Source organism: Burkholderia sp. L-4 (assembly GCF_056856535.1).
The window spans coordinates 2635917-2657471 of the sequence record NZ_JBXEOX010000002.1; the positions used below are offsets into that span (position 1 = coordinate 2635917).

12 protein-coding genes and 1 pseudogene are annotated in these 21555 nt (G+C 65.9%); 5 read left to right on the forward strand and 8 right to left on the reverse strand.

The window, feature by feature from the left end; translation table 11 throughout:
* Positions 1-92: 92 nt before the first annotated feature.
* From AC1VVG_RS28730 to AC1VVG_RS28755, 6 genes and pseudogenes are all read right to left on the reverse strand, one after another.
* Complete coding sequence (locus AC1VVG_RS28730; RefSeq protein ID WP_482837236.1) at positions 93-4313, reverse strand: tetratricopeptide repeat protein; 4221 nt, start codon at positions 4311-4313, stop codon at positions 93-95.
* The gene (locus AC1VVG_RS28735; protein WP_482836988.1) at positions 4216-7164 is read right to left on the reverse strand and encodes a bifunctional glycoside hydrolase/polysaccharide deacetylase family protein; all 2949 of its coding nucleotides are present in this window, start codon (positions 7162-7164) and stop codon (positions 4216-4218) included. The genes AC1VVG_RS28730 and AC1VVG_RS28735 overlap by 98 nt, the downstream gene beginning before the upstream one ends.
* Positions 7088-7558 carry a hypothetical protein gene (locus AC1VVG_RS28740; protein ID WP_482836989.1) on the reverse strand — a complete coding sequence of 157 codons (471 nt, stop codon included), beginning with the start codon at positions 7556-7558 and terminating at the stop codon, positions 7088-7090. Before AC1VVG_RS28740 ends, AC1VVG_RS28735 begins: the two co-directional genes overlap by 77 nt.
* Before the next feature lie 536 nt (positions 7559-8094).
* Positions 8095-8457 (reverse strand): annotated as a pseudogene (locus AC1VVG_RS28745) (Rieske 2Fe-2S domain-containing protein); the annotation flags it as partial.
* A 431-nt stretch (positions 8458-8888) separates the two neighbouring features.
* Positions 8889-9983, reverse strand: coding sequence for a potassium channel family protein (locus AC1VVG_RS28750; protein WP_034187980.1), 1095 nt, complete (start codon positions 9981-9983; stop codon positions 8889-8891).
* A 60-nt stretch (positions 9984-10043) separates the two neighbouring features.
* A complete protein-coding gene (locus AC1VVG_RS28755; RefSeq protein WP_200089386.1) occupies positions 10044-11378 on the reverse strand; it encodes an NAD(P)/FAD-dependent oxidoreductase in 1335 nt (444 codons plus the stop codon).
* Between the two features lie 226 nt (positions 11379-11604).
* On the opposite strand from AC1VVG_RS28755, the gene AC1VVG_RS28760 reads away from it, so the two are divergent.
* The 3 genes from AC1VVG_RS28760 (at position 11605) to AC1VVG_RS28770 (ending at position 16050) form a co-directional block, all read left to right on the forward strand.
* Entirely contained in the window at positions 11605-12459 is an 855-nt protein-coding gene (locus tag AC1VVG_RS28760; protein ID WP_034187982.1) for a helix-turn-helix domain-containing protein, read from the forward strand.
* 118 nt (positions 12460-12577) lie between these two features.
* A complete protein-coding gene (locus tag AC1VVG_RS28765; protein WP_482836992.1) occupies positions 12578-14245 on the forward strand; it encodes an ATP-binding domain-containing protein in 1668 nt (555 codons plus the stop codon).
* Between the two features lie 191 nt (positions 14246-14436).
* A complete protein-coding gene (locus AC1VVG_RS28770; RefSeq protein ID WP_482836993.1) occupies positions 14437-16050 on the forward strand; it encodes a DUF6402 family protein in 1614 nt (537 codons plus the stop codon).
* Between the two features lie 72 nt (positions 16051-16122).
* Here the strand turns inward: AC1VVG_RS28770 and AC1VVG_RS28775 are convergent, their stop codons facing one another.
* Positions 16123-17682, reverse strand: coding sequence for a methyl-accepting chemotaxis protein (locus AC1VVG_RS28775; protein ID WP_034187984.1), 1560 nt, complete (start codon positions 17680-17682; stop codon positions 16123-16125).
* Positions 17683-17913: 231 nt separating this feature from the next.
* On the opposite strand from AC1VVG_RS28775, the gene AC1VVG_RS28780 reads away from it, so the two are divergent.
* Positions 17914-19428: an MDR family MFS transporter gene (locus AC1VVG_RS28780; RefSeq protein ID WP_482836995.1), complete on the forward strand. Its 1515-nt coding sequence runs from the start codon at positions 17914-17916 to the stop codon at positions 19426-19428.
* A 59-nt stretch (positions 19429-19487) separates the two neighbouring features.
* On the opposite strand, the gene AC1VVG_RS28785 is transcribed toward AC1VVG_RS28780, so the two are convergent.
* Positions 19488-20486, reverse strand: coding sequence for a quinone oxidoreductase family protein (locus tag AC1VVG_RS28785; protein WP_069704608.1), 999 nt, complete (start codon positions 20484-20486; stop codon positions 19488-19490).
* Positions 20487-20617: 131 nt separating this feature from the next.
* Between AC1VVG_RS28785 and AC1VVG_RS28790 the strand changes: the two genes are divergently transcribed.
* The gene (locus AC1VVG_RS28790; RefSeq protein ID WP_482836996.1) at positions 20618-21490 is read left to right on the forward strand and encodes a LysR family transcriptional regulator; all 873 of its coding nucleotides are present in this window, start codon (positions 20618-20620) and stop codon (positions 21488-21490) included.
* Positions 21491-21555: the final 65 nt, after the last annotated feature.

Below are 21555 nucleotides of genomic sequence, written 5' to 3' on the forward strand. Positions count from 1 at the left end.
ATCTCGTTCATCGAACCACTCCCTACTCACTTCGTTGTATGCATCATCGTGTGCGTCGTTCCGTTCGCGCCGCGCAACGACGGAAACCGGAATCAATAAAACCAGCGGTATTGCGCGCCGACCACCGTCACAGGGGTACCGAGGCGTGATACACGCTGGTGCTGGATGAACAATGCCGCGTGGTCCCCGCCGAACACCGAACCCGCCATGCCGGCATCGATGGCCGCTCCGCCGCCCTGAATCGAATCGTGCACGACGCCGACCTCGAGAAACGGCCGCCACCGATGCGTGTACCGTTCGCGCAGATCGGTCCCGAACCCCGCGAACAATCCGTATTGCGTGTACGTGGCCGGCATGAAGTTTCCGGCGGAGGCCGACCGGCTCGCGGTAGGCAGAAGCGACGAAATCAGCGTGTCCGCCCGCCCCCCCGCACCGTAAGCGCCGTGCATGCCGACGACGCGGATCGTATAGTCCGGGTACGCCGTACGAATTCGGTAGCTCACCTGCGCGGTCGACAGCACGCCGCTACCGAGATAGGTACGCGCCTGGCTGTAGAAGCGGTCCATCTCGACACTGCCGGACACCGTCACGCATTCGTTCGCCTGCCAGTTTCCATCGGCGATCAGGTTGTCCTTCATCCCGCCGATGCGCAACGCCGGCAGCTCGTCGGCGACCTGATCGCGACCCGCACGTACGCCGAACCGCAGCGGTCCGTCGCGTCCGAATTCCGCGCCGAGTCCGATCGTATAGAAGGTGTCGAGTCCTTCGCGGCGGCCCGCACTCACCGTGAACGCATCGTCGCGCGTCTGCCGACGGGCATGGACCACCAGCGAGCGGTCCGCCGACGGCACGTTGACCAGTTGCGACGCGTCCGTCGATCGCTGGAGGTCCAGCGTGGCGGTCATGCCGATCAGGTAATGCCCGGCGATCTTGCGGCTTGCCGCGATCGTCTGCACGCTGTAATCGAGCGGACGTTCGGCGTAGGTCGTCATGCTCGCGTCGAGCGACTGCGGCCACGCGAGCGCGGTTTCGACGAAACGCCGATGCATTTCGCTGTCGTCGGGCGCGCCATCGAGGCCATCGAACGCGAGCGTTTGTGCTTGCGCCGGCCGGTCGACGGCTTCGGCCGCATCGATACGGTCGTAGCGCGGCAGGTGCACGCCCTGATCGAGCAGACGTTCCATCGTCCCGATGTCGCCGTCGGCTAGCGCGACGGTCAATTGCGCGGACGCCGGCCGCGCGAACAGATTCGCCGCCTGCAACGCGAGCCACCGCTTCGCCAGCGGATTCGCCTCGTGCGACAGCGCCCAGCTAATCGCCACCTCCTGCGCGACCGCGGCGTACGCACGGCGGTCTTTTTCCAGCATGTCCCGTGTCGATTTCGGGCTGCCCCGCGCCGACGATTCGAGCGGCGAAAGACCGCGTGCATCACCGAGCAAGGTACGGCGTTCGCTGATGAAATCGGCAGCCGCCGAGCCGTCCTTCAGCAGTTCGTCGAGCAGCGCGACCGCGTGGTCGGCATTCGAATATTGCGCAGCCAGATCGACGCCGCGGCTGCGCAGCTCCAGGTGCGTCTCGATGTCCTGCGACGTACGTGCCGGAACACCGCGTTGGATGGGTTGCGACGCTTGCCGCTCCTGCGTCGTCCGTCGCGGCGGCGAGGACCGTGCATCCCGTTCCCGCGGCGTCTGCCAGGCCTCTTTCCGGCCGAATGCGCCGATCTGCAGCCACACCTTGCGACGAATCGACCACGCGAGATCCGGACGTCCTGCCATTTCCTGCGCATCGGCGTACGTGATCAGCCACAGCGGATCGTGCGACATCATCACGGCCTGACGGCGCAGATATTCGAGCGCATCGACGGGCCGGTTCAGACGGAGTTCGGCCGCGGCGTACGGTCCCCACAGCGGCGCATCAGCCGAAGCCTTGTCGCGCCAGCGCACGAGCGCCGCATGCAACTCGGCATCCGTGCCGTAATCGACCAGCGTCCACAATAGCGCCGCATTCAGATCCACCGATGCGCCCGGCAGATCGACCGCACGCTGCAGATCGTGCAACGCATCGAGCGGACGGCCCGCTTGCCGCTCGTACTCGGCGCGCACGCCGAGAAAACCCGGCGACGCCTCGGCTGCCTCGCGCTCCCGCGGCGTGAGGCTCGCGAGCAGCGCGTCGATGCGTTCCATCGCGCCGGCTGCGGTGTAGTAGTAAACCGCCTGCTGCAGCGCGCGCACGGTATGGTCGCGCCGGTAGTGCAGCACCGAGATGCGGCCGGCGTCGATCGGGTACGCATCGTAGAAGTACGACATGTCGGCCAGATCGTCGGGCGTCGCCGCATCGCTCGCCAGCAGATGACGATACGCGTCGTGCGCCGCGTCGTCACGTTGCAGCAGGCGCGCGAGTTCGCCGTAGTTTCGCCAGAACGCCACTTCGCCGTCCTGCGCGTAACGGCTCGCATTCGTCATTGCATCGAGTGCGCCCGCGTAGTCACCGTCGCGATACAGCACATTGGCGGTGTGCAGCGCGTAGCGCGGATTGCGCGGCTCGCGCCGTTGCAACCGACGGTAGATCGCGAGTGCCTCGTCATCGTGGCCGGCACGTTCCGCGAGCGCACCGGCGCGCTCGTCGAGCGCGTTCGCTTCACGGCCGTGCGGCAGACCGTCGAGGAACGCGATCGCGTCGTCCGGCCGCCCGAGACGCTCATACGTTGCGGTGATGGAATCGACGAGCTTGAGATCGTCGGGCGTCGCCCGTGCCGCGTACAGCAAAGCGGCCAGGTAGGCGTCGTCGTCGTCCAGCATCGGGGCGATGCGCCGAACGTTCCGCCAGCCGACGGGGTCGCCCGTTTGTCGCGCATAGTCGAGCCACGACTTCAGCGCGAGCTGCGACGCCCCGTTCCATTCGGCCACCTGTGCAAGGCGCTTGCGCCACAGCGCCGAATGCGGTTCCTTGGCGAGCTGCGCGAGCGCGACCTTCTCCGCATTGGCGGGATCGGCGGACTCCAGGAACGACTGATAGAGAAGATCGGCAATGTCCGCCCCATCGGCAGCCGGCGGCGACGGAAGTTGCACGGCTCTCGCATGATTCGATACCTGCGTCGCGTCGACGAAGCGCATCATTGCGTCGCGCCGTTGCAGCGCGACCTTCACGATGTGCGCCCGCGGTTGCGTCGGTGCGGTGACTTGCGCTTGCGCCGCATCGATGAACGGGCCATGGCCGTCATGGCCTGCCCGGAGCTGCCGCGCGACGCGACCGCGACGTGCGCCACCCCAGACCATCGGACCGTCCAGATAGGCGTACGCCTGCTGCGTCGAACCCGACCGGTGAACCGCCGGCATGGCGAGCACGCGCTCCGCGCGCCTGCTCCGATAGGCAATCCCGCCGATCCCCGCGCGCCGCGCCAACGCCTTCGCATACCGCTCGATCAGGTCCGGCCGCTGCGCCGCCCGTGCGAGATCGAGCAACGCGACAAGCGTCGGCTGATCGTCGATGAACGCGTCGTTCTGGCGCTGCGCAACCGCGATTGCATCGGCGGTCAGATTGCCGGCCTGCAGCACACGAATGCCGGCGATGAAGCAGCGACGCTGCGCGCCGAGCGTCGTCGCGTTCTGCTGACGCCGGAACCAGCTGTCGGCCGCCTCCTGGTAGTCGCCGATCTGCAACGCGTAGCGCGACACGTATCCGTCCCACTTGTCGCGATGTGCAGTGTCGCGCCGTGCGAGGCGCACATAGAACCGCAGCGCGAGCGCGGGGGCACCGACCGATGCCGCGGATTGCGCGAACCATTCGAGATCGCGATCGGACCAGTCGAGCGCGGCAGCATCGGAAATCTGCCGGCGCAGTGCGGCAAGCGCAACGGAACGGCGCGGATCGTCGGCCTGCATCTCGTTCGTGCGTTGCTGCGCGATCGCGAGCTGCAGCTTCATCGCGGCCTGCCGCAGGGGCGGGGAAGCCGCCTCGTCCATCCGTTGAACGACCCGCCCCGCATCCGCGAGCCGGCCCAGCGACACATATTGCTCACCGAGCATCGCCAGTAGCGCTTCGTCGCGCGGCCGCACTTTCAACCATGCTTCGAGATACGCCGCGCTCAGATCGCTCGGGCCGCCCACCGCGGCCATCCGCTCACGCAGCCCGTCATGAGGTGCAACCGCATAGCCAGCCAGCAGCACGACGCCTGCCAGCACCAGCACGAGCCATGGCGGCGCGATACGCGGGCGATTACCGGTCACACGCAATCTCGACCGGCTGGTAGCGCATCGGCAGACGGACGTCGGCCGCCGTTTCGAAACGGAGAACCGTTCCGTCGCGCCGTGCATCGATCGGTCGGCCCGCGATGCGCACACGGCAGCGCTGCGCATCGGCAAGCTCGACGAACGGCTGGTAGTAGCCGCCGAACTCGAACGACATCCCGTCGGCGGTACGGTGGAAGTGCCGGACGAATCCGTTCGCTTGAGCGATGTACGGTGTCCCGCCCGGGCCATGCGATTGCGCTCCGCCGCGCAGTCCGCTCTCCGTGGCGCGCTCGAACACGACACGTGCGGCGCCGTCGGCAATATGGATATAGAGGCCGTCCGGGCCGGGCGCATAACCTGTCACGCCCTGCGATGCACGCAGGTCCGGCACGTCGTTGCGCGGCCAGTGCAACTCGCGCACGTCGCCGTTGCCGCGCACGACCCATGCGCCGCCGGCCATTTCACGCGCGACCGCGAAATCGCGCCAGTCCAGCACCTTGTGCGTGTAATCGGTGATGTAGACGGGCAGCACCGGCTGCGTCAGCACGGTCGAGTAGATCTGATCCAGCGCGCGCAGCGACGCGATCTTCGTGCCGCTGTACATGTGGTAGTACACGTCGATCGGTTTGAAGCGATACGGATGCTCCGTCATGTCGTAGGTTTCGAGTACCTGCGTGAAACCATAAAACGGTCCCTGCCAGTCGTTCGTGTAAACGTTCTCGTCCTGGTCCGGCGCGTATACCTGGTACGCGCCCGGCCCTTTGTCGATGCCGAGCGGCGCGATATGGGTCCAGCTGTTCACCGACTTGCGGATGATCGTGTCGCCGCCGTTGATGTTCTGCACGCCGGCCGCATAGGCCTTGCGCACGGCGATCGCGGGCGGCTCGCAGTCGCCCGGCCATTGCAGCACTTCGGTACGCTTGCCCGGCGGCGCGAGACGCGAGTCGATGTAGGCGATCGAGCCGGCGATCTCGCGGTCGAGATCGAACGTGTAGCCCGGGATATCCAGCGAGAACGCCGTATCGCCGCCGTTGCCGCGCTCGACGTTGTTCCGGTGGTCGACGCGTGCGCCCGTCGTCGCATCGAGGTCGGCCATCTGGAACGGATGCGAGTAGGTGTGCGAACCGATCTGCACCCACGGCAGCGCGAACATCTGCCGCGCGAGCGCCTCGAGGCGCGGCGACAGTTTCGGATACAGGCCTGTCGGCCCCACTTCGCCTTCGATGACCGACAACGTCATCGGCACTTTGTAGCGCGTGAAGATACGTCGATAGAGTGCGTCTCCCGAATAATCGGCACCGGGGAATTCCGCGCGCGACGCATAGCCGTCGCCGTCGACGTGCGTCATGAACAGGCGGCGGCCGTTCTCCGTCGTGACGCTCGGCGACGGCATCCGCACGAGACGCAGCGCGTCGGTCACGAACGAGATCGGCTGGATCGCCCAACGCGTCTGCCCGATGCCGTTCAGCGAAACGACCGTGTACGGACTCAGCGTATAGCCGCCCCACGGCGTGATCGCGGCCGCGTCGATGTTCGTGCCGGCCGCCGCGAGCCGCAACAGCACGCGGCTGCGCGAGCCGACCCGCATCCCGACGAGATCGCGCGCATCCGGCCTCGGATCGATCTCGAAGTGCATCATCGGATCGCGCGTCACGACGCTGAGCGGCGCCGTGAACGGGCCGGGCACCGGCTGCAGGTCGAGTGCCGCGCCCTCTTCCTGCGCGGCGTCGAAACCGAACTGTCCCATGAAGGCGACCGGCACGTGATCCGCGATGCGCGCATCGATCCAGCGCCGCCATCTCGCCGGGTCGGCGGGCTCCGCGCCTTCGATCCAGGCGACGACGCCCGCGTAACGGTCCGGTGTGATATCGGCCGGCAGCGGCGCGTCGAGATCCGCGTATTCGACGTCGTAGCCGAGATAGTTGAGCGGCATCGCGAGGTCGCGCACGCCGCGCGTTTCGTCCACCGGCGTATCGGCGTCGCGGTTCTGCACGATCAGCACCTTGCGAGGCAGCACTTCGATCGCACCGATGCCGACGACGTCACGGCCGGCGTCCGTCACGTACGGCGTCACGCCGGTCGCGACGACCTGCGCGGCCGTCGCGCGTGCACATGCACGGTCGGTGCGCTCGCAGATCTCGATCGACAACACCGGCACGTGCGTCTCACGCATGAAAATCCGTGCCGCGTCGACGCGTGCGGCACGGTCTGCAGCGGCGACGTCGCGTACCGTACCCATATCGTCGCCGTCCATGAAACCGCGTACCAGCGGCGGACCGAGTACCGCGTAAAGCGCATTCGCATGCGATTGCGCCGCACGCAGCGCATCGTGGCCGCCGACGATCAGCCGCGCGTCGGGATAGGCCGCATGAATTGCCTCACTCGATGCGATCGCCTCCGGCGTGTCGAGCAGGAAGCCGCGATAACCGCGCGCCCACAGCGGCTCGATGCGCTGCGAGACAAACGCAGCCGGCCCAAGGGCCGAGCCCGACGCGTCATGCGGTACGTGCGCGATCCAAACGGTGTGCGCGAGCGGGTGCGTTGCCGGATCGAAGCCTCGGGCCGGATCGAGCACCACCGCGTCGAACGCTTGCAGCAACGCCTCGGGCGGCTGCGCGCCGTCGAAAAACGCGACGTTCGCACGTAGTGCGCCCGACGAGGATGGAACTGCCGGGGTATCGGCCGCCATGACGTGCAGCGAAACGAACGCAAGCGCCGCGCTGCACAAGATCGCGGCCACGCTGCCGCGGACGGCGAGCACGGAGGCCGCGCTTGCTCTGGGTGGGTGATTCAATTCGTGTCGTTCCGGACGTAAAGCAATGCCGGCACACGCCGCCCCGGCACAGCACAGGTAAGACCTAGCGGATGGTGTCGAAAGCCGACAGACGTCCGTCCATCTGCACGCGGCCGTCGCGCTCCATCGGAGCACGTGCATGCAGCAACCACGATGACGCGGAGGTCGTTTGCGCACTCATCGTTTGCCGACGCCCATGCCGGCGATGGCCCGCGTCCGTGATACGCGGCATCTGCAAGCGCGTGGAGATTCTGAAACCGGCGGCCTTGTCGGCAGCCAGTACGAGGGCGGCTTGAAGTGCGCCCATGCCGTGTATGTCCGAGCAATATTCGAAGCAATCCGTGCTCTCGGCCTTCGCCCCGGACGGCACCACTTCGCCTCGATAGGCGACGAAAAAACAGCACGTGATTGCCAGCACACACAAGACCCGCACCGCAAATGGCTGCAAGCGCAGCGCATTGCAGCCATTGATCGCGGAAGAGCCGATGAAACTAGCGACAAGCATCAACCCGGACGCTTTTTCCGACTTGGCCATACTTATTATTTCCCCGTTTGTTCTTCTTTTTTAAATTACCATGCCCATTGATAAATTTTATGTTCTTACATAAATTTATGTTTTGATGCGACATCGTAAAGACGACGAAGGCATTTCGACGGACATTCGCGGCGAGATGGGATGACGCCGTTGCCCAATCGAACCGGAGCCACATACCGAGATCGAAATCACCGGCGGAGTTCCTGGATTATCCCGGCCCAAGATGACCTGCGTATGGCATTCGACTCCCTCGATGCGTCGCAACAGGCGTGACGCGCACCATGGCCGCACACGTTTGCAGCGCCGCGCTGCCATGGGTACCGATTGCTTTGAATACCGAATTCGATTGCCTTACAGCCTGCCTTTAACCGCGATTTATCCACGCCGCGGTACATGCGACTGGCGTGCCTACGCGCGAGCACGCCCGCATTCGCTTCGATCGATAAAATCGCCGATCGGGCGCGATCTGGCCATCTCGTCATCGCGTATCGGGCATATCGATGCCGCTGGCGGCCCTCGGCATCACCGCGGCAACGCTACCGGCCGACGTGGTCGGCCCAGCCCCGGCAGAACGCGCGGTACTTGAGCACGAGCTTGTCGTATTTGCTGTACGCACCGCAGCCGTCCGGCTTCATCTCGTTCCAGATCTTGACGTCGTACCCCGAGGCCTGCCGGGTCTGGAGCCCGAACAGCAGGTAGTCGGTCGCGCGGCGCAGGACGCCGCCCACCTTCCGGATCGAGATCAGCATGTGCATGACGTTCTTGCCGTCGCTCACCGGCGTCACGCACCGGAGCAGCTTGTACTTGACGTCTCCGTCCAGCGCGACGGTCATCACGCACCCGCCGGGGTAGCCGTCGAAGTGCAGGTTCATCTGCGACATGTTCAGGCCCAGCGCGCGCATGACCTGCGGCGGCGACAAAAGATCTCGCATCTTGTGCCGCTCTAACCACGTCAACAGCTCTTTGCCAGCGACAGAAGCATTGCCAACGTCGATTGGGAATCGATTTGCATCGTGCAACGGCTGTACCAACGTCTCCTACATGGGAGGTGGGGCTATACAGTTGGCAATCGCTTTAACCACATCAGATATCGAGACGTAACCCGGATGTAAATGGATTGGTCAAGTTATCAAGATCGTTGAAAAACATGCTGCTTCGGACTGACGGCCGTCGAACCCGATTCGGAGGCATCGATTCCACGAGGATCTACGTAGACCGATGTCACTCCCGAATGCCTACACGACGCCTACACAATGACAAAAACGACACGCCATCTTGAAAAACAACCACAACCCATTGAATTAATTGAATTTACAGTAACAATCAATCATCAAACATCCGGATCCGGAATCCGCGCCGACTGAATCACCACCAGCGTATCGCCCGCCTCGATCCGGCACGGCGGATCCTCGTAGAACGACTGGATCTTCCCGCAGCGGTCGAGCCCGACCACGATCGCGCCCGGCACGACGTTCGTCATGCAGCCGATCTCGTGCGGCAGCGCCTCGCGCTCGATCAGCGTCGCCCGCCCGCGCGTCGACAGCATGTCGTTGACGAACGGCACGATGTAGCGGCTGTGCACCGCGTCCGCGAGCAGCAGCGCGCCGATCTTCGTCGACGACACGATCACGTCCGCGCCGGCCTGCCGCAGTTGCCGCTGATACAGATTCTCCTGGATCCGCACGACGATCTTCGTATCGGGCGCGATGCTGCGCACCGACAGCGTCAGCAGGATCGCGGTCGGATCGTCGGTCACCGAAATGATCACGGCCTTCGCCGCGCGCACCTGCGCCTGCTGCAGTAGATCCTCATGGGCGGGATCGCCGAGCAATCCCGTCACGCCGAGCGACGTCGCGGCCTCGAGCGCCTGCTGCTGCGAGTCGATCACGATGATCGTCGCCGGATCGACGCCGCTTTCCAGCAGCTCGCGCACCGCGATCGACCCCGACAGGCCGTAACCGCACACGACGATGTGATCGGACAGTTGCTTTTGCAGGCGTTTCATGCGGAATTCCTCGATGACGCGCTGGATCACGAACTGATAGGCCGTGCCCAGGAAAATGAACCAGATGACGATGCGGATCGGCACGATGAAGAACGCATCGAGCAGGCGCGCCCGCTCGGTGACGGGCACGATGTCGCCGTAGCCGACCGTCGCCACCGTCACCATCGTGAAGTACACGAGATCGGCGACGGTCATCGGTGTGCTCTTGGTCGAATCGCGCAAGCCGTCGCGATCGAGGTACAGCACGACGAACGCGAGCGTGCACAGCAGCGCGACCGCGCCGATGCGGAACAGCAGCGTGCGCCGCGGCGACGTCGCGGGACGCGTGAACAGCGTGCGCGCACGCGGCGCCTGCCACGGGTTGCGGGCGCGACGCAGGCGCATGCGCAACGAGCGGCGCTGATCGGAGGGCGTTGCCAACGGGGATTCTCCTGAAGGATGCGGGCTCGATTCTACGACGGGAACGCGCGCACCCGGCCGTCACAGCATGCTGCGCGGCCGCACCATCGTGCCGTCGACGAAGCGCTGCGCGCGAAACGCCGACAGGTCAAGCGACGGCGCGCCCGTGTCGATCCATTCGGCGAGCAGCCGGCCGACGATCGGCCCCATCGCGAAACCGTGCCCGCAGAACCCCGTTGCGATCGCGAGCCCCGCGGGCGTGCCCGGCGCGTCGATCACCGGGATGCCGTCGGGCAGCACGTCGATCAGGCCGGCCCACGCCTCGACGATCTGCGCATCCTTCAACGCGGGGAAGATCGCCTTGAGCTTCGCGAGCGCGCGCGGCGCATGCGCGCGGTTCGGCTGCGGCTGCGGATCGCGCGGCTCGATCGGCCCGGCCGCGCCGTTGATGCGTGCAAGCCCATCGCGCCACGCCGCCGCATTCACGTGCAACCGGAATTTGTCGCGCTGCGACCAGAACTCCGGCCAGAACAGGCTCAACCCGCGCAAATGGCCGAGCGTCAGGTCCACGTCGACCTGCATGTCGTCGGCGAGGTTGATCGCGCCGTTCTTGCGCTGCCGGATGCCGAGGCCATGCCCCCACACCGTCGCCGCCGATACCGACGGCACCACGTTGGTGCGCATGCAGGTGCCGCGCACGGCCTGCTGCGGCAGCCGGATGCCGACGCCGTCGAGCAGCCGGAAGCTGGTCGCGCCAGCCGCGCAGATCACGCGCCGCGTGCGGATCGTGCCGCGTTCGGTCGCGACGCCGACGACCGCGCCGCCGGCCGTCTCGATCGCCGTCACGCCGCAGCCTTCGAAGAAACGCGCCCCGCCCTCCGTGGCGCGCGCGGCGAACGCGGCGGCCACGCGACGCGGCTCGGCCTGCCCGTCGGTCGCGGTATACAACCCGCCGAGCGTACGCGCCTGCGGCGAAAGGCCGCTGACGCGTTCGTCGATCTGCGCGCGGGTGAGCGTGCGCGTGTCGAGCCCGTGCTCACGCGCAATGGCGAGCCACGCGTTGAACGACGACCAGTCCGCTTCGTTGTCCGCAATATAAAGACAGCCGCCCTGCCGCCATTCGAGATCGAAACCGAGGGTTTCCTCTAACCCTTCCCAGATTCGCATGGCGGCCATCATCAGCGGCACCTCGGCCGACTCGCGGCCCTGCTGCCGCACGAAGCCCCAGGCGCGTGTCGACTGCTGCCCGGCGATGCGCGACTTGTCGAGCACGACGGCCTTCAACCCGCGCAGGCTCAGGTAATACGCGGCGGCGCAGCCCATGATGCCGGCGCCGGCGATCACGACGTCGGCTTCGGCCGGAAACGCCGTTTCGGCGCGGGTCAGGGCATCGTGCAGCGGATAGGTTGTCGTCATTGCTTCCTGTCAAGCGTTAATCCATACGAGATGAGGGGGCGCGGCGGTAACGTCGTGACACACCTTTCACACAAACGCACCTTACGCGACACTGAATGACGACCATTTTGCGGTAAAGTTATCTTTTCCGCGCGTGGCCGGTCGGCTCGCCATTGGACGTCATGAAGACTGTCCGTCGAGACTGCCGCAAGGCGTCGTTCTGAACGTCACGATCCGTTCCCGTAGCATGACCACTGAAGCAATCACCACGGATTCCCTCGCGGTTGCCGAGCGCGTGCGCGAGCTGATGACCCGCAACGGCATCGGCAAGCGCCAGCAGACCACCGAGCTGTGCCGCATCCTCGACCTGAGTTTCTCGCAAGGCCATCGCAAACTGCGCGGCAGCAGCCCCTGGACGCTCGCGCAGATCAAGAAAGTCGCCGAAGCGTACGGCGAACCCGCCGCGCAGCTGTTCGGCGCGCAAACGCTCGACCCCGGCATGGTCGGCGCCTATTCGCAGGAGGCCGTCCTGTATGCGGGCGTCGCCGAGATTCCGTGCACCGCATGGATCGGCGCGCCGCTCGAGGCCGGTGCGCGCCCCGAGTTCGTCGCGTACGAGCAGAACGGCCGCTGGCGCGTGCTGCGCCACACCGGCGTGCTGTATCAAAACGCGTACGACGTGCACAAGATCGAAATCTATCCGCGCCGCGCGGAGAGCGACAAGCTCGTCGTCGCGGTGATCGACCCCGACCGCGTGAGCGCGACCGAGCTATGCCGCTACCTCGAACGACAGGGTTTCTCGACGGCCTCGTTCGACGGCCTCGCGCCGTTCGTCGACGCGCTGCAGGGCCAGGCGTTCGACGCCGTGCTGACCGAATGGCTGTTCGACGACAGCACGGCCGCCACCGCGATCAAGGCCGTGCGCACGTCCGACAACCCGGGCGCGCCGATTTTCGTGCTGACGGGCGACCTGCTCACCGGCCGCGCGAGCGAGGCCGACATCAGCGAAGTGATCCGCGCGTTCGACGTCGTCTGCTACGAAAAACCCGCGCGCATGGCGATTCTCAGCGCCGATCTCGCGAAACGGCTCGCGCGCGGATAACCTCCGCCCGGCCGCCCTTCGAGCGGCCAACGCACGCGCGGCGCCGCGGGCATGAACAGGTTCATCAGTACAATAGCCGCACCTGTTCACGCCCACGCCGGCATCCGCCGCCCACGCCATGGCCCGCCTCATCCCCGACGACTGGAAAAGCCTCGCCGCGACCGGCGCGGCCGAACGCGAGCGCGAAACGCTCGCCGCCCTCGAACACGCGCTGCCCGACAGCTACACCGTGTATCACGGCGTCCACTGGACGCGCGCCGACCAGGCGTTCTCGGTATTCGGCGAAGCGGCGTTCGTCGTCGTGAGCCCGGCCGGCCGCGTGCTGCTGATCGAGCAGAAGGCCGGCTTCCTGCGCGAAACGCCCAAGGGGCTCGTGAAGGTCTACCTGCAGAAAGAGCGCAATGTCCCGATCCAGCTTGCGCGCACGCAGGAGACGCTGCACCGGCGCCTGACGGCCGCGCTCGGCGCGGGCGTCTACGGCGTCGAGGCGCTGCTGTACTGCCCCAACTACTCGATCCGCGACGCGTCGATCGCGGGCGTCCCGGCCGACCGTATCGTCGACGCATCGCGCAAGGCCCAGCTCGCGCACGTGATCCTGCAGATCCTGCCCGAGGACGACGAGCCCTTTCCGAACGCGCCGAAACTCCACCATTTCCTCGCGGACGAGCTCGCGCTCACGCCCGACACGAGCGCGCTCGTCGGGCAGGCCGGCACGCTCGTCACGCGGCTGTCGGGCGGGCTCGCCGCGTGGGCGCGCCAGCTCGAATTCGCGCCGTTCCGGCTGCGCGTCACCGGTACGGCCGGCTCGGGCAAGACGCAGCTCGCGGTGCAGGCGATGCGCGACGCCGTCGCGGCCGGCAAGCGCGTGCTGTACGTGTGCTTCAACCGGCCGCTCGCCGACTACATCGCGCGCATCGCGCCGCCCGGCGCGAAGATCGCGAACTACCACCAGCTGTGCGACTGGGTCGCGCGCGACGGCGGTTATACGCCCGACTTCCAGGCGCCCGGCGAATTCGAGCGGCTCGAAGCGCGTTTCGCGGAAGCGCCGATTCCCGAGCGTTGGCGCTTCGACGTGCTGGTCGTCGACGAAGGACAGGATTTCCACGCGCCGTGGGCGGCCGCACTGGAGCGCTTGCTGGCGCCGGACGGCGCATGGTGGTGGCTGGAGGATCCGCTGCAGAATCTGTACATGCGCGAGCCCGTCGCACTGCCCGGCTGGGTCACGCTGAAGGCGCTGACGAACTACCGCAGCCCGCGCGACCTGCTCGAATTCGTGCGCGACGTCGTCGGCCGCGTCGAGCCGCTCGCGGCCGAGCTGCGCTCGGGCAGCCCGTTCGACGGTTCGGATCCGTCGGTATCGGCATACGGGGAACCAGGCGCGTCGGCCGACGCAGTGGCGGAAGCCTGTATCGACGCGACCAAGCGTGCGGTCACGCAGGCGCTGTCGCTCGGCTTCCGCAAGCAGGACATCGCGGTACTGTCGTATCGCGGCCGCGAAGGCTCGGTGCTCGCGCCGCTCGACCAGCTCGGCCCGCACCGGATCAAGAGCTTCACCGGCAAGTACGACCTGTTCGGCAACCCCGAATATCGCGAAGGCGACGTGCTGCTCGATTCGATCTATCGCTTCAAGGGCCAGTCGGCGCCGTGCGTGATCCTCACCGAGGTCGACTTCGACACGCTCGACGCGCGTGCCGCGCGCAAGCTGTTCGTCGGCGCGACGCGGGCGACGATGAAGCTGCTGATCGTCGCGTCGTCGCGCGCGGCCGCGCAACTCGCGGCGGGATAACGCGGCGGGACGGCGCGCCCGGCTTGGGGACGATCTCCGACATGACGGTCGCCGACACAATCGGGCACATTTCTTCCTGCTTCGCCCTCTTGCCCCCCCGCGTTTCGCCCTGTTTCGGCCACTGCTGATGGTTTATCCGCTTGCCGCCGGCTTTTACGATGCCCGGCTATTCGTTGCAAACGGGATAGTCCATGGCCGACGTAAAAAAGGTGGCTTACTACAAGCCGAAAAAGGGATGGTTCGGATCGGAGCTGAAGGAATACAAGGGTTCCCAAGGGTGTATTCCGCTTGATACCCAAAGGGGTGTCTCGCTCGACCGGCTCGCACCGGGGGGAAAGCCGCCACCGCCTCCCAGGCCGATTTCCAGGCCCTCGACTGCTCCCAAGCCCTCTGCGGCCCCCCAATCGCCGCCGCAAGCCGATCAACCAACAACCCAAGGATCGCCGAGACAGGCGGAATCGGACGCTTGCGAAAACCCGCCGCCTTTCGATCTCCAGGACGTACCAATCGCGATGGACAATTTGGGCTGGAAGGTTTCAGCCAAACTTGCGCGAATCTGGTTTGCGGGTGATGCGCATATTTACAACGATGACCCGACATCAACCCAGCCGCTGAACGACAATGTCGTTACTCTCGACTGGGCATTGAAATTCGGAAGTGTCAAAAGAAAATACGAAAAACTTCTGGCAAGCGACATCTATAGCGAGCGATCCATCCGGACGGCATCAGACATCACAAAATCCTTCCTCAAGAAACTCTTTTTCGAAAGAAATCCAACGTCCGACTTCAGTACCACTCCATTTACATCCAATTTACAGAAATTTCACAACGATTGGCAATTTCAGCTGGCGCCAATAGACAACTGGGACACCCTGGAAAATCTCGCCCCAACCGATCTCACAGGAGCGCTGGCGAACTTCAATATTTATGTCGCCATCGGAAAAGTTGAAATTTCAAGCGAAAAATATTTCAAATACGAGAAATCGGGAAATTATTACTGCCTTGACATCGCCGGAAAAATCACCCACATCTATGCATATGTGAAAGACAACTATTCATTCAACGGAAAGCAATACTTAGGGCACTGGAACAAGCACGGAGTCATCATTGCCCCCGGATCGATTCTCACTGGATCAAGCTCTCCAAAACGAGATTCCGACATCGGCATTTGGTCGAGAAACATCAACAAACCTGTAGACACGCGAAGGGGTTGGATCGGAAAATTCAGAAATTCCGATGTTTACTTTCCAATCCACAATGCAGACTACATCCGCTGGCGTGAGAAACATCACCGAGGCAGAGACTTCGTGATATATTCAAACCCAGTTTATTTGAAGTTGAAAAAAACCAATCGATCTCAATCTTGGCGAAATATGCAGAATAGAGCCATCAGATACATTGGCCTAGCCTTTAGCATTTACATAGCCGCAGGCTTGATCATTCATTTCAGTCGCCCCACCTACGGGCGATGCGATTTCTACGACCATCCGGAGACACTGGACGGCGGCGTAAAGAACATGAATGGCGTTCCGTACCGATTCAAGATGTGCGGCACCGGCGGAAACGACCAGGACGCAGCGAACGACAATATAGAGCTAAGAGTATTCAGCGAAGACGGCGAGCTTCTCGCTCGACGATATTTCTCCGTCAACTGGCATCACGGAAACGTCTTCCACCCGCCCCTGGATTACGAGGGCAACCTGGTTCGCTACATCGATTTGACCGGCAAATCGCGTTACGAAAAACATCTGACGATTCCGCCATCCAGGTGGGATTGGCTTCGCGCCAGATTGCCCCTGTTTTAAAGGCACGCCAGAAAATCGCGATTTATAAAAGAATAAAGCCCCGTTACCGGGGCTTCACTTCTCGACGGGCCCTCAAGCCACCCGGAACGCTCCCACCGCGCGACGCAACCCGTCGGCCTGCTCCTCGAGCGACGCCGCGGCGGCCGCAGCCTGCTCGACGAGCGCGGCGTTCTGCTGCGACACCTGATCCATCTGCGACACCGCGCGGTTCACCTGCTCGATCCCGTCGCGCTGCTCGCCCGATGCGGCCGCGATCTCCGTCATGATGCCCGTCACGCGCCCGATCGCCTGCTGGATGTCCTGCATCGTCGTGCCGGCCATGCCGACGAGCCGCGAGCCGGTCGCGACGCGTTCGACCGATTCGCCGATCAGCGTGCGGATTTCCTTCGCCGCGGACGCCGAGCGCTGCGCGAGCGTGCGCACCTCGCCCGCGACCACCGCAAAACCGCGGCCCTGCTCGCCGGCGCGCGCGGCTTCGACCGCCGCATTCAGCGCAAGAATGTTGGTCTGGAACGCGATGCCCTCGATCGTGCCGATGATGTCGGCAACCTTCTGCGAGCTCTGGTCGATCTCGTTCATCGTGCCGATCACCTCGCCCACCACGGTCGCGCCGCGCGTCGCGATCTCGCTCGCACTGTCCGCGCAGGCCTGCGCCTCGAGCGCGTGGTCGGCGTTCTGCTTCACGGTCGCCGTCAGCTGCTCCATGCTCGCGGCCGTCTCCTGCAGCGCCGATGCCTGCTCCTCGGTGCGCTGCGACAGGTCGGTGTTGCCGGCCGCGATCTGGTGCGTCGCCGTCGAGATCGCTTCGGAACCCTGGCTGACCTGGCGCACCGTATCCGCGAGGCTGCGCTGCATGCCCGTCACGCCCTTCACCAGCTCGGCCATTTCGTCGTGCGACGACCAGCGCACTTCCGACGTCAGGTCGCCCTCCGACAGGCGGCGGAAATGCGACAGCAGCCGGTTCACCGGCTGCGTGATCGCGAAATGCAGGCCGATCGCGCAGCCGAGGCACGCGGCCAGGCCGAACGCGATGCCCGCGATCGCGCCCATGCGCATCCAGCCGTAATAGGTCTGCGCGGTGTCGTACACGTCCTTGCCGCGCGCGACCTGGTATGCGTCGAGCGCATCGGTCGCCTGCGTGAGCGCGACCGACAGCGGCGGCGCAACCGACATCAGCAGCCGGTCGGCCTCGTCGCGCCGGCCTTCGCGGATCGCATCGATCAGCGGCTTCAGTGCCTGCCCGATCAGCGCCTGGCGCGCGGCGTCGAGGCGGCTCGCAAGCGGGCCTTCGTCGCCGTCGTGCGGCATCGCCGCGTAGTTGCGCCAGGCCGCGTCGGCCTTCGCGAGATAGTTCTCGGCCTTCTTGACGAGATCCGGCACGTCCGGCGCTTCCGGATGCAGCAGCGCGCGATCGAGCGTCGTGCGCACGATCGTCAGGTTCAGGCTCGCCGCGGACAGCGCGGTCTTCGCAGCCAGTTGCTGCGTGTAGGCCTCGTCGAGCGCGCGGTTCGAGCTCTGCATGCCGGCGAGGCCGATCAGCCCCGAGACGACGAGCAGCAGGGCAACGAGGCCGAGCGTGGAGAAGATCCGCGTACGGATCGAGAAACGGGAAAACAGGGCGTTCAGGTTCATGACGGCACGTGAGCGGTGAAAAGTGCCGCGGCAATCGGTCCGCGGCACTCTGTATTACGGTTTGCCTGCAAAAAACTTGAGTCCGCCCCCGTTTCTCGTCTGATCCCGGTCAATTTTTCGTGCCGGCAATCTCCTGTTACGCCTGCAACATATCAAGGCTGGGCAGAAATTGACCAGGCAATCATCCATGGCTATATTTCGATTCAATTCCCTGCCATGGCAGACATATCGATGACAAGCGACACCCTCCTCACTCCTCCGGCCGTCGAAACGGCGCGCCGCGACGCGCCGACCGGCCTGATCGTCGCCGCGCTGCTGCTGGTCATGCTGCTGTCCGCGCTCGACCAGACGATCGTGTCGACCGCGCTGCCGACGATCGTCGGCGAGCTCGGCGGGCTCGACCAGCTGTCGTGGGTCGTCACCGCGTACCTGCTGTCGTCCACCGTCGTGCTGCCGCTGTACGGCAAGCTCGGCGACCTGTACGGCCGCAAGATCGTGCTGCAGGCCGCGATCGTGCTGTTTCTCGCGGGCTCCGCGCTGTGCGGCGTCGCGCAGGACATGACGCAGCTGATCGTGCTGCGCGCGCTGCAAGGACTCGGCGGCGGCGGCCTGATGGTCGTCACGATGGCCGCGATCGGCGATCTGGTCCCGCCGGATCGCCGCGCGCGTTACCAGGGGATGTTCGGCGGCGTCTACGGCCTCGCGACGATCGTCGGCCCGCTGCTCGGCGGCTTCCTGGTCGAGCACCTGTCGTGGCGCTGGATCTTCACGATCAACCTGCCGCTCGGCTTGCTCGCGCTCGCGGTGATCGGCGTGGCGTTCCGGCCGCACACCGCGCACGTGAAGCACCGGATCGACTACATGGGCGCCGCGTTCCTCGCGACCGCCCTCACCTGCGTGATCCTGTTCACGAGCGAAGGCGGCTCGCTGCTGCCGTGGACGTCGCCGCAACTGTGGATGACGCTCGTGCTCGGCGTCGTCGCGATCGGCGGCTTCGTCTACGAAGAGCGCCTCGCGGCCGAGCCGATCATGCCGCTCGAACTGTTTCGCCATCGCACCTTCGTGCTGGTCAGCCTGATCGGCTTCGTGGTCGGTGTCGCGCTGTTCGGCTCGGTCACGTTCATCCCGCTCTACCTGCAGGTCGTGAAAGGCTCGACGCCGTCGCAGGCCGGCCTGCAGTTGCTGCCGATGATGGGCGGAATGCTCGTGACGTCGATCGTCAGCGGCCGGCTGATCTCGCGGCTCGGTTCGTACCGGATGTTCCCGATCGCGGGGACGCTGATCGGCGGCGTCGCGATGGCGCTGCTGGCGACGCTCACGCTCGACACGCCGCTGCACACGATGTATGCGTACATGGCGCTGCTCGGGATCGGGCTCGGCATGGTGATGCCCGTGCTCACGCTCGCCGTGCAGAACACGGTCGAATTCCGGCACATGGGCGTCGCGACGTCGGGCGCGACGCTGTTCCGCTCGATCGGCGGCTCGCTCGGTGTCGCCGCGTTCGGCGCGCTGTTCTCGCACGGGCTGCAGTCGCGGATGATGCACGCGCTGCCGGCCGGCACGGCGTTGCCGTCCGCGCTCGGCCCGGCCGCCGTGCACCAGTTGCCCGACGCGGTGCGCGATGCGTATCTGCACGCGTTCGCCGGGTCGCTGCATGTCGTGTATCTGTCGGCTGCGACGGTGATCGCGATCGCGTTCGTGCTCGCGTGGTTCGTCGAGGATGCGCCGCTGCGCAAGCACCACTGAGCGTTCGGCGAATCACGACGCGACCGGCGGGCCGCCTCGCGATCGGCGCGCGACCGCCGTCATGGCAGCAGCACAACACCGCCCGTCGTCGCGCGCGACTCCAGCAGCCGGTGCGCGTCGGCCGCCTGTTCGAGCGGCAGCCGCGCGCCGATCTCGACATGCATGCCGCCGGCCAGCCGGTCGAGCGTCGCGCGCGCGGCGTCCCGATATCCGTCGACGTCGCGCGCGATGAAGCCGAGCACGCTCGGCCGCGCGAGCGCGATCGAACGGGCCGGGCCCAGTTCATCGAGATCGAACGTCTGCCGCGTGCCGATCGCGGCCACCTGCCCGATGCTCGCGACCATCCCGAACGGACGGACCGCGCCGAGCGTGCGCGTCAGCACGTCTCCACCGATTCCGTCGATCGCGTAATCGACCCCCGCGCCACCGCCGAACGCACGCGCCGCCGCGACGAAGTCCTCCTCGCGATAATCGACCACCGCGTCGGCGCCGTGCGTACGCACGAGCGCGGCCTTCGCGGCCGACCCGACCGTGCCGATCACCCGCGCGCCGAGCGCGCGCGCCCACTGCGTCGCCAGCAGCCCGACGCCGCCGGCCGCCGCATGCACGAGCACCGTGTCGCCGGCGCCGACCTGGCGGACGCGATGCATCAGCATGTAGACGGTGATTCCCTTCAGCAGTCCGGCAGCGGCGGCTGCGTCGCTCAGGTTGTCGGGAATCGGCAGTACGCGGCCGGCCGGCATCGTGCGCAGGTTCGCATAGCTGCCGGTCGGCATCCCCGCGTACGCGACGCGCTGGCCGGGCACGAGATCGGTCACGCCCGGCCCGACCGCGTCGATCACACCGGCCGCTTCGACACCGAGGGCGTCCGGCAGCGCGGGCAATGCGTGCGCCCCCGTCCTGAAATAGATGTCGACGAAGTTCACGCCGATCGCGGTCTGGCGAATCCGCACTTCGCCGGCGCCGGGCGGCGCGACGGGCGCATCGACGCGGCGCAGTACGCCGGCGTCGCCGTAACGGTCGATCCCGATCCGGATGGCATGGGTAGTCTGGGTCATGACGTTCCTCGCTTTCGAATGATGTGATGCGATCATCCCATCGTGCATAATCGAGCGGAATTCACGTTAATCGCCCATTTACTGTGCAAAATTCGACCGATCCGGATTCCGCCCCGGCATCCGCGCTGCCGATGAGCTGGGACGACGTCCGCTACTTCCTCGCGGTGATGCGCGGCGGCAGCCTGTCGGCCGCCGCGCGGGCGCTGCAGGTCCAGCACTCGACGGTCGCGCGGCGCATCGACGCGCTGGAGTCGGCGCTCGGGATCCGGCTGTTCGACCGGCTGCCGCGCGGCTGGCCGCCGACCGACGAAGGGCTGCACCTCGCCGAACACGCCGCGCGCCTCGAAGCCGACGCACATGCGTTCGCGCGCGCCGCGCAAGGGGCCGCGGCGCTCGACGGTGTAGTGCGCGTGTCGGCGTCGCCCGTGTTCGCCAGCCATTTCCTCGCGCCGCGCCTGGCCCGGGCACAGCGTGCGTGGCCGGCACTGCGGATCGACCTGCTGGGCGAGATGCATGCGGCGAACCTGTATGCGCGCGAGGCCGATCTCGCGGTGCGGCTGTCGCGGCCGAGCGAGCCGGGACTCGCCGCGCGCCGGCTCGGCACGATGCGTTTCGCGCTGTGCGCGGCGCCGGAATGGGCCGACGCGCCGCCCGACACCTGGCCGTTCGTCGGCTACGACGACGCGCTCGCGCAAACGCCGCAGCAGCAATGGCTCGAACGCTTCGCGGCCGGGCGCCGTTTCGCGTTCATCGCCAACGACCTCGCCGCGCAGCATCGCGCGTGCGCCGCCGGGGCCGGCGTCGCGCTGCTGCCGAGGTTTCTCGTCGACGATCCGGCCGCCCGCGTCGCTGCGCCGCTCGTCGAGCTGACCGACGCCCCGCGTTGCGACATCGAGCGTGAGATCTGGCTCGTCGTTCATCCGGACGTGCGCCGGTCGCCGCGCGTGCAGCGCGTCGCCGAAGCGATCGCCGATGCGATTCACGCGGCGGACGGACGGCTGTAGACAGCCGACACCGTAATTTGCCCGACAGCTTTGCCAAGCCGCACGGCGAGCGGCATAGTAACGTT

What these genes read in the sequence shown, in the direction of transcription:
- AC1VVG_RS28730 (WP_482837236.1), bottom strand. Translation starts at nt 4,313, where the DNA reads ATGCACGGCGCGACGGAACGGTTCTCCGTTTCGAAACGGCGGCCGACG.
- AC1VVG_RS28735 (WP_482836988.1), bottom strand. Translation starts at nt 7,164, where the DNA reads ATGCACGTGCTCCGATGGAGCGCGACGGCCGCGTGCAGATGGACGGAC.
- AC1VVG_RS28740 (WP_482836989.1), bottom strand. Translation starts at nt 7,558, where the DNA reads ATGGCCAAGTCGGAAAAAGCGTCCGGGTTGATGCTTGTCGCTAGTTTC.
- AC1VVG_RS28755 (WP_200089386.1), bottom strand. Translation starts at nt 11,378, where the DNA reads ATGACGACAACCTATCCGCTGCACGATGCCCTGACCCGCGCCGAAACG.
- AC1VVG_RS28760 (WP_034187982.1), top strand. Translation starts at nt 11,605, where the DNA reads ATGACCACTGAAGCAATCACCACGGATTCCCTCGCGGTTGCCGAGCGC.
- AC1VVG_RS28765 (WP_482836992.1), top strand. Translation starts at nt 12,578, where the DNA reads ATGGCCCGCCTCATCCCCGACGACTGGAAAAGCCTCGCCGCGACCGGC.
- AC1VVG_RS28770 (WP_482836993.1), top strand. Translation starts at nt 14,437, where the DNA reads ATGGCCGACGTAAAAAAGGTGGCTTACTACAAGCCGAAAAAGGGATGG.
- AC1VVG_RS28775 (WP_034187984.1), bottom strand. Translation starts at nt 17,682, where the DNA reads ATGAACCTGAACGCCCTGTTTTCCCGTTTCTCGATCCGTACGCGGATC.
- AC1VVG_RS28780 (WP_482836995.1), top strand. Translation starts at nt 17,914, where the DNA reads ATGACAAGCGACACCCTCCTCACTCCTCCGGCCGTCGAAACGGCGCGC.
- AC1VVG_RS28785 (WP_069704608.1), bottom strand. Translation starts at nt 20,486, where the DNA reads ATGACCCAGACTACCCATGCCATCCGGATCGGGATCGACCGTTACGGC.
- AC1VVG_RS28790 (WP_482836996.1), top strand. Translation starts at nt 20,618, where the DNA reads ATGAGCTGGGACGACGTCCGCTACTTCCTCGCGGTGATGCGCGGCGGC.